The sequence below is a fragment of the Sporomusa sp. genome, from assembly GCF_035561255.1.
In the GTDB taxonomy this organism is placed as follows: Bacteria; Bacillota; Negativicutes; order Sporomusales; family Sporomusaceae; genus Sporomusa.
Genome location: NZ_DATMXX010000088.1, coordinates 1 through 3,761, shown reverse-complemented (window position 1 = coordinate 3,761; position 3,761 = coordinate 1). Strand labels below are relative to the sequence as shown.

General features: G+C 43.7%; 3 protein-coding genes. 1 reads left to right on the top strand and 2 read right to left on the bottom strand.

Going from position 1 to position 3,761, the window contains the following annotated elements; all coding sequences use genetic code 11:
• Window positions 1-143: 143 nt before the first annotated feature.
• The gene (locus VN379_RS05345) at window positions 144-635 is read left to right on the top strand and encodes a GNAT family N-acetyltransferase (RefSeq protein ID WP_325531574.1); all 492 of its coding nucleotides are present in this window, start codon (window positions 144-146) and stop codon (window positions 633-635) included.
• Between the two features lie 98 nt (window positions 636-733).
• Here VN379_RS05345 and VN379_RS05340 read toward each other — a convergent pair whose 3' ends face one another.
• Window positions 734-3,367 carry an EAL domain-containing protein gene (locus VN379_RS05340; protein WP_325531572.1) on the bottom strand — a complete coding sequence of 878 codons (2,634 nt, stop codon included), beginning with the start codon at window positions 3,365-3,367 and terminating at the stop codon, window positions 734-736.
• Window positions 3,368-3,554: 187 nt separating this feature from the next.
• Window positions 3,555-3,761: hypothetical protein (locus VN379_RS05335; protein WP_325531570.1), on the bottom strand; the 207-nt coding region annotated here is incomplete at its 5' end.

The window sequence follows — 3,761 nt, the reverse complement described above, 5'->3', positions numbered from 1 at the left end:
TTCGACCTTCTACTAACAAACCCTTTCAAAAATGTATAAAAACCGGTGTTAAAAGAGAACAAGGAGACGGTTTATAGCGCTCCGTGATATAATCAATTCTAAAGCAAATGCAATGCTGGATTATATCTTAGAGGAGGATACCTATGATAGAGGTAGCAATTCGAGCAGCTCTGCCAGAAGATCTGGACCGGATAACTGAAATAGAGAAAATCTGTTTTCCGCCATCAGAAGCTGCATCACGGGAATCATTCAGGGAGAGGATCGCAGCTTTCCCTGAATCCTTTCTGGTAGCTGAAGCAGATGGAATTCTGATTGGGTTTATTAACGGCTGTGCCACCAACAATTCCTTTATCTATGATGACCTGTTTCATAGTACGAAACATCATATACCACAGGGTAAAAACCTAACTGTCTTTGGGCTGGATGTAATTCCGGAATACCGCAGGCAGGGAATTGCGTCCCAGCTAATGCAGAATTTTATTCAGATCGCCAGGAATACCGGTCGCGGCAGCGTCATTCTGACTTGTAAGGATCGGTTAGTACATTATTATGAATCGTTTGGTTATATGAATAATGGAGTCTCACAATCCACACATGGTGGATCTCAGTGGTTTGATATGACACTTGTGCTCTGATATACTTCCCATACTTATTACATACAAAAAGAATCCTGTCAATTTCACAAATTGCCAGGATTCTTTATTGTGTCCGGCCCAAGAACCTAGTGATACTCCTATTCTAATGAACCGCTGAATTGATCGGTCTGCAACTTCGCCAACGCTACTGCTGCCGGCTCAGGATGACTAATCAAATAGCCTTGGATAGAATCACACTGCCATGCTCGCAGCAAATCACACTGTTCTTTTGTCTCCACGCCCTCAGCAACTACCTCTAGTCCCAAATTATGGGCCAGGGCTATGATAGAACCCATAAGCGGGACATTCTTTTCACCAGCGGTCAAATCATCCACAAACGCCTTATCAATCTTTACGACATCAATCGGTAATTGCTTTAGATAAGTCAACGAGGAATATCCTGTCCCAAAATCATCAAGGGCAATGCGGACTCCGATGTCTTTTAGCTCCTTGAGTTTCGCAATATTGGTATTAAAGCATTCCGAATTCATCAATATTGTTTCAGTAATCTCAAGCTCCAGCATAGTAGCCGGTATTGCGGCCTCATGTAAGGCTGACTTAACCATCGCTACAAAATCATCACAGGCAAGCTGTTTAACCGAAACATTAACGGCAACATAAATATGAGCATACGCCATATCACTTAGTTTGCGGGCAAATGTACAGGCAGTCTGCATAACCCAATTGCCAATAGGGACAATTAGCCCGGACTCTTCCACTAACGGAATAAACTCTCCCGGAGATATCAGGCCTCTTTGGGGATTATTCCAGCGTAATAAAGCCTCGAATCCGGAAACCCGTCCTGTAGCTAAGTGCACTATCGGTTGAAAATACAGCAAAAACTCTTCCTTGCTCACTGCGATCCGCAAACTGCGCTCCATTTTGAGTTTTTGAATCAGGGTTTCCTGCATCGAAGCCGCGAAGAAACGATAGCTGTTCTTGCCGGCGCTTTTAGCGGCATAAAGCGCCGTATCGGCATTCTTTAGTATCTCATCAACTTCAGTGCCATTAAGAGGATAACATGCTATCCCGATGCTAACAGATAGAAAAAAAGGATGGGCACCTAAATTAACTTCTTGTGCTAATGCTTTAAGGAGCTTTGCCGCATACTGAGAGACCTCTGTGATCTGGCAAACATTTGTCAGTAATACCACAAACTCATCACCACCCAAACGGGCCACTAAATGATGTTCATCAACTATTTTTACAAGCGTGCCGGCAACTTCAATAAGAAGCTGGTCACCTTGAATATGACCGCAGGAGTCATTAACAAGCTTAAAATTGTCCAGGTCAAGATAAAGCATGGCGCCGCAGCCCTGACCGTTTTGAGCCAGTACCAGTTCACTACGCAGTCGTTCAGTTAAGAGCCGCCTGTTAGCAAGTCCGGTTAGGGAATCCCGGTAAGCCAATCTCCAGATTTCTGCCTCCCGTCGTTTATGCTCACTAATATCAGTAAAAGATCCTGCCATGCGGATTACGCCGCCTGCTAGATTAAACAGAGCTTTCCCCCGTGATAATACCCAAAAATATTCCCCGGCTTGGTTCATAACACGGTATTCAGCAGCATAAAATGGTGTTTCTCCTGCAAAATGCTCAGCCATCGCCTGTGTCCGAACTGTTATATCCTCCGGGTGTATCCTTGCTTCCCAGAAGATTTGGATATCAACACCCTCGGTGGCATTGAGCCCCAGGACATCGTTCCAGCGCCCTGATAACGTTATTTTATTTGTACTTAGATCCCAATCATAAATAACATCATTAACACCTTCCATAGCCAAACGGTACCGGTCTTCGCTTTTTTGCAGCAACTCATTAGCAGCTGTTAACTCTGTGTATAAAGCGATAAGTTCCTCATTACCGGCTGTTAATTCTTCATGACTTTGGGTTAATTCCTCGTGTGCCTGCAGCATGGCTGCATTTTTTGCCCACATGTCGGCCAACATGGTATTAAACCCGGTGACCAGCCTTTCGGCCTCCGAGCCTTTACGATAGGTTAAGGGAGAAAGCATTAAGGCTTCCTCCGAATAGTTCTTTAATCGATCGAAAGCCTGTATTAACAGTTGATAGCTGCTAAACATCGGCTGCAGCAACATATACTGGGCCGCCATTACCAGTAAAAAGAACAGTAGGAATACTCCCTGAAGTTGTAACTGGAATTCTTGGTAGCTTGTTTGAATATCCTCAACATACATACCAGTCCCGACATAGGCCTCAAGTTCAGGAATACCGATTACATAAGACACCTTCTGCTGCGGCTGGACGCGCCCAGGTGGATGATAATCATAGCTAACATAGCCCTCACCCTGACGTGCTTTATCAATAAGCAAGCTAATAATCGGCAAGCCGTGTGCATCTTTAAGCTGGCTTTGATCACTGCCTTCCAGGCTTGGTTCAAACGGCTGCACAAGCATAATCCCTTGATAAGAGCTCATAAATACATAGTTTGCGCCAAATATATCACTATAGGTCATCGTCCGGACACTATCCCGGACTTTGTGTAACGCTGCCTGCCGGGATAATTCCCCGGTGCGGTACTGTATAATAACAGGCTCAATCGAATGCCGGGCAACCTCAGTAATGCGCTTGAGTTCCTGCCGCCGGTAATCATAGATATTTGCTTCAAATTTATTTGTAATAAATCCGACAGCAATTAATAAACCTGATATAAATATCAGCAAAGCAAGAAAAATTCTGCTCAAGGTTTTGTCTAGCCATAATGCCAAAGCCTGCAACCAAATACCTCATCTCTTAACTATTTCGACTTTATACGATCTATTTTTCTGATTACATCTTTTTTTCGATATTTCAATGCCAAACACCTTGTTGCGCCACAGGATTTTTTTCAGCCAACAAGGGTTGTTTCGACAAAACGAAGCAGGCACCTTGCGAAAAGGTGCCTGCTTGTCTTATTTGCAGTCGCTAGCTTCTTCTTGCTCTCAGAAACAGGAAATGCGGCTTTTGGGTTAATTCTTCATAGGTCTTAGGTTGTAACTCTTTAAATTTATTGGTCGGCATAGGTTCCAGCAGTTTCTCGATAGTGAACCCGGCATCAATAACAGATGAAATTATTTTACACAAAGGCCTTCTGTAAAATTGGACTTTCACTTTTTCTTTATTAGTTTCCCA

Excerpts from the sequence above, each read along its gene's own strand:
- VN379_RS05345 (WP_325531574.1), top strand. The coding sequence starts at position 144 with ATGATAGAGGTAGCAATTCGAGCAGCTCTGCCAGAAGATCTGGACCGG.